Origin of the sequence: Chamaesiphon sp. OTE_8_metabat_110, assembly GCF_031382685.1 — a bacterium.
In the GTDB taxonomy this organism is placed as follows: domain Bacteria; phylum Cyanobacteriota; class Cyanobacteriia; order Cyanobacteriales; family Chamaesiphonaceae; genus Chamaesiphon.
On record NZ_JANMZA010000253.1, the window covers coordinates 1 to 4,941 of the forward strand.

Consider the following 4,941-nt stretch of genomic DNA (forward strand, 5'->3'; position numbering starts at 1 on the left):
CATCACATTACCTTGAATTTACTCGCTTTAATTATCTCAGCATTATGCTCGATCTGCTCGATCTAGAGGTAAATTCCTTAATCCTTCCACTAGTACAAAAGGTTTACTTGTCCCGATCGAATAAAAAGTGGGATGCTCCCCCTTCCATATAGCCTTGAGCCTCGATCGAACAGTGTTCGCCGATGAAAAAGAGATTGCCTACTCTTTCGCCCTCTACACCAGCAAATTTCGTCCATTGTCCGACTAAATAACAGGAGTAAGAACCTCGTGAATAGGGGCGATCGATCCAATTACTAACAATCGATCGATCTAAAGATAAATTCTTGACGCCTGGGTAAATTAGATCTAATTGATTTGTTACTTTGCTCGCAACTTCCGCAGGCTTCGATCTACATATCCTTAAGCCTAAAGTACCACCGCTAAAACTAGTAATCATGCCTGTTTTGGTATCTGTATATCTGCTTGATTCCCAAGTTTCGCAAGTATCTAAATCGCTGAAAGATTCACCATTAGACTTATACTTATTACGCCATAGTTTATCACTATAGCTGGTAATTAATTTAGCATTCGTACCATAGCCAATTTCTGTAATAGCCGCTTGTTTTATCGCAGGTAATTTAACACCTAAGTCGAGGCGTCTGAGGACGCTAAATGGTAATGCTAGAATGACTCGATCGAATATATATTCTTTACTTACACCTCTTTGCCTGAGACTAACTCGATAGCGATCGTCTCTACTGCGGATTGATTCTAGCTGAGTATTAGTTTCGATGCGATCGCGAAACTTGGCGGCTAATCGATCGACTATTTGTTGATTGCCACCCTGAATTTGGTATCTTTGGTCGCTCGTACCAAATATTTCAATTTTATCTGGCTCTTTGCCAATTAATAGTAGCAAATTAATTGCTGATTGACGACTGACTTCTAATCCATATTCATTAGTGTAGGCGACTTCGATAAATCGTCTTAAAATTGGGTCTGGACAGTAGAGATCGAGATATTTAGTAATTGAAGTACGATCGAGTTCGATGGCGCGAGGATTTTTTGATTTGTAGTTGACTTCACCAATTGCTTTGACATCTCGATCGATCTGCTTAACAAAGGGTATAAATGCCGCAATTAATTCTCGTTCGTTAACTAATCGGTTTTTAAAAAACCAGATATTCTGAGTTAACCCGCGATCTATGGCAAATAAATCGACTTCAGCCAAACCTAGATCCCGAGCTAAATTACGGATATTTTTATGTCCAGAATCGATAAACTCACCGCCTAGTTCGACAGTAGCTGCGGTACCAATTGCATTGGTTTGACTGAGCATCCTCCCCCCCACGCGCTTACTGGCTTCGATAATTCGGACTGGGATGCCGGATCTATGTAAATAATAAGCTGCCGTCAATCCGGCAATGCCTGCGCCCACAATTAATACTGGTGCTGCTACCCTCGCGTCAACTTTTCGATCCAATGCTAGGGCTGAGAGCGCACCAGTCGCTGCGAGCGATCCTTGCAACAAACGACGACGACTAATCCGCAGTTCCCATATTTCTAGTGCTGTTGCTGATGTCAGATTTCGCTGCTGGGCAAATCTGGCGATCTGATAAACACGTCGCAAACCCTGAACCAGAGAAGTTTTAGCCATAAAGTTGTGATTTTACAAGTATGTCTCGATCGATAACATATTTATGTGGTATTTTCTCCGATCCAGGGATTTAAAATATGCGCTATCCGGATTAAAAACGTGCATTTATCGCAATTAACCTCATAAACTGTAACAAAAACTACCAATTGAGATCCAACATTCCCGTAATTTGAACATACTGAAATCTATTACCAGTTGACACAACTGTTTAATCGATCTTTTCAGTTGTTTTCTTTGGGGCTATAGCCTGATGCTAAAGGGATTACTTTCGTTCAAAAATGAGTATCGAACCTTGCACTTGACCTGGTTTGCCTTCTTTCTCACCTTCGTTTGCTGGTTCAACTTTGCCCCCTTTGCGTCCATCATTGGTAAAGAATTAAGTCTAGATGAGTCGCAGATCAAAACACTCTTAATTTGTAACTTAGCAATTACGATTCCCGCACGGATTATTATCGGTGCTTTACTCGACAAGTATGGCCCTCGCATCACCTACTCGCTGCTATTAATGTTTGCGGTAATTCCCTGTATCGCCACGGCTTTAGCCCAAGACTTCAATCAAATGGTGATTGCCCGCCTGCTGATGGGCATCGTCGGTTCTGGCTTTGTGTTGGGGATTCGGATGGTGTCGGAATGGTTTCCACCCAAAGATATCGGCATGGCGCAGGGTATCTACGGCGGCTGGGGTAACTTTGGAGCTTTCGGTGCTGAGTTTGCACTGCCATTAATTGCTGGTGGCACTGCCTTTTTAGCTGGTGGGAATGCCAACTGGCGACTGACAATGGTACTTACTGGCGTAGTTGCGGCTATTTACGGTGTTGTCTACTTCAATAGTGTCACCGATACACCGCCTGGTAAAGAATACCAGCGTCCTAAAAAATACGGCGCGATGGAAGTTACCAGTGCTAAAGATTTCTATGGATTGCTGATTATGAACTTCGGGCTAATTTTTGCCCTCGGTTTACTAGCATGGCGGTTAGCTCAGCAGAAATTGCACTTCTTGAATGCCGGACAAATGTATTTTATTTGGTTCTTGCTGGCTGCTCTATATGCGTACCAGAGTTATCAAGCTTGGTTAGTCAATCGCGATGTCGTATTGGGGCGCAAGAAATTTGCACCATCCGAGCGGTATGAATTTAGTCAAGTTGCTTTATTGCAATTTACTTATATTACCAACTTCGGTTCCGAACTTGCTGCGGTGTCGATGTTGCCTGTCTTCTTTGAGAAGACATTCGGACTCCAACACGCAGCGGCGGCGATGATTGCCGCTAGTTATCCCTTCTTGAACCTCTTTTCTCGCCCCAGTGGTGGTTTTATCTCTGATAAATTTGGTTCGCGGAAATGGACGATGACAACTGTCACAGCATTGATTGGAGTTGCTTATCTCTTAGCACATCAAATCGATAAAACCTGGGCATTGCCTCTCGCTGTGGGCGTCACCATGTTCTCGGCACTATTCGCCCAAGCTGGTTGTGGTGGTACATTTGCGATCGTACCGCTGATTAAGAAAGAAATTACCGGACAAGTAGCAGGAAATGTCGGCGCATACGGTAACTTTGGCGGCGTCGTGTATTTGACTATTTTCAGCTTGACTGACGCACCGACATTATTTGCGTCAATGGGTATCGGTGCCTTGGTTTGCGCCTTCATGTGTGCGTTCTTCCTCAAAGAACCGCAAAATTCGTTTGGCTTAGATGCTGCTGGGATGGAAGCTCAAGCTGTACCGATAAGTAGTCCAAGTGGCTTTGGAATGCGGGATTAGGATAGGTGTTAGGTTTAGGTGTTAGAGAAGTGGATGTTTGACAAAGTGGGACATCGTACCTCAGATTCGCATTCTGCGAGGCTACGCCAACAATAACGCCAATAATCTATCCTCAGAGTAGACTCGGTATGCAAGATTAGCATCGAAATTTTTAGAAATGGGATAGATATTAGATGTCTATCCCATTTTTGTGTCGCGATCTAGTGACATCATATTCTGAGTGTCTGTTCTGTGCTCATGAATACATCCGCTCGTCCTGCCAATCAAAATCTATTTCTCGCGACAATGGCGTTTGCAGTAGCATTTGCCAACTGGGGCATCATCTCCGGCTTAGCACCTCTATTAAAGAAAGAATTGGGGCTATCCGTTACCCAAGCGAGTGTCATGATTGCCATTCCCGTCTTATTAGGATCTCTAGGGCGCATCCCCTTGGGATTACTAACCGATCGATATGGCGGACGGATTGTATTTAGTATCTTATTAGCATTCACGATCTTGCCAGCTACGGCGTTATTTCTCAATCATTCCTATCCCAGTCTGTTATTCTGGGGCCTCTGGATGGGGCTAGCAGGTACCTCTTTTGCTGTGGGGGTCGCTTTTGTCTCTGGGTGGTTTCCACCGAGTCAGCAGGGCACTACGCTGGGAATCTATGGTGCAGGGAATATCGGTCAATCGGTGGCGGTATTTGGGGGGCCAGTTTTAGCAGGTCAAATCGGCATTCCGGCGACGTTTTTGGTGTTTAGTGCGGCGGCGGTAGTCTGGGGCGGGATCTTTGCGCTGAGTGCTAATAATGCCAAGCCGCCGAGCAAGTCGAAATCTTTAGCAGAAAATATTGCTGTCTTAAAGACTGAGAAATTGGCTTGGGTGTTGAGTGTCTTTTACGCGCTCACCTTTGGTGGCTTCGTCGCATTAAGTATTTATTTGCCTACTTTATACAAAGAAGTTTTTGCGCTCACTCCGCCGGATGCTGGTGCGAGAACGGCCATATTTGTCTTAGTTGCAACTCTATCGCGCCCCGTGGGTGGCTGGCTGAGCGATCGCATCGGCGGTCAAAAGCTGCTACTCTACATATTTCTAGGGATTGCCCTAATTAGTTGGTTGATGGCTACTAATTCGATTTGGCTATTTACTCTTGGCTCCCTCGGCTGTGCGATCTTATTTGGCTTGGGAAATGGTGGCGTGTTCAAACTCGTACCTCAATCTTTCCCCCAACAGACGGGGAGTGTCACCGGATTAGTCGGTGCGGCTGGCGGATTGGGTGGCTTTTTCCCACCGATTGTGTTGGGCATTTGTCGGGACATGACCGGGAGTTATACAATCGGTTTTGGCTTGCTGATTGTCTTCGCGCTCACTTGTACAGGTATCCTCAGTCAGACATTCTTGAGAGCGACTGCCAAAGAATCTCAGTCATAAGTCACTACTTGCCACGATCGAATCCTAGCCACAAATTTTTAGTAGTCTCAAATACAGAATATTTTCGACAGAATCGTTACCTTGCAGATCCAGCATTAAGCTGGCTCGATCGATACACTTCTTAACCTTATAA

Annotated in this window: 3 protein-coding genes; 2 read left to right on the top strand and 1 reads right to left on the bottom strand. The window is 44.9% G+C overall.

The window, feature by feature from the left end; translation table 11 throughout:
- Positions 1 to 103 precede the first annotated feature (103 nt).
- Positions 104 to 1,636, bottom strand: a complete 1,533-nt coding sequence (locus RMO52_RS09295; RefSeq protein ID WP_310413232.1) for an NAD(P)/FAD-dependent oxidoreductase — start codon at positions 1,634 to 1,636, stop codon at positions 104 to 106.
- Positions 1,637 to 1,886: 250 nt separating this feature from the next.
- On the opposite strand from RMO52_RS09295, the gene RMO52_RS09300 reads away from it, so the two are divergent.
- Both RMO52_RS09300 and RMO52_RS09305 read left to right on the top strand, forming a co-directional pair.
- The gene (locus tag RMO52_RS09300) at positions 1,887 to 3,395 is read left to right on the top strand and encodes a NarK family nitrate/nitrite MFS transporter (RefSeq protein ID WP_396134933.1); all 1,509 of its coding nucleotides are present in this window, start codon (positions 1,887 to 1,889) and stop codon (positions 3,393 to 3,395) included.
- Between the two features lie 237 nt (positions 3,396 to 3,632).
- Positions 3,633 to 4,808, top strand: a complete 1,176-nt coding sequence (locus RMO52_RS09305; protein ID WP_310413238.1) for an MFS transporter — start codon at positions 3,633 to 3,635, stop codon at positions 4,806 to 4,808.
- Positions 4,809 to 4,941 lie beyond the last annotated feature (133 nt).

Coding starts and splice junctions, on each gene's coding strand:
- RMO52_RS09305 (WP_310413238.1), top strand. CDS start 3,633: ATGAATACATCCGCTCGTCCTGCCAATCAAAATCTATTTCTCGCGACA.
- RMO52_RS09295 (WP_310413232.1), bottom strand. CDS start 1,636: ATGGCTAAAACTTCTCTGGTTCAGGGTTTGCGACGTGTTTATCAGATC.
- RMO52_RS09300 (WP_396134933.1), top strand. CDS start 1,887: ATGCTAAAGGGATTACTTTCGTTCAAAAATGAGTATCGAACCTTGCAC.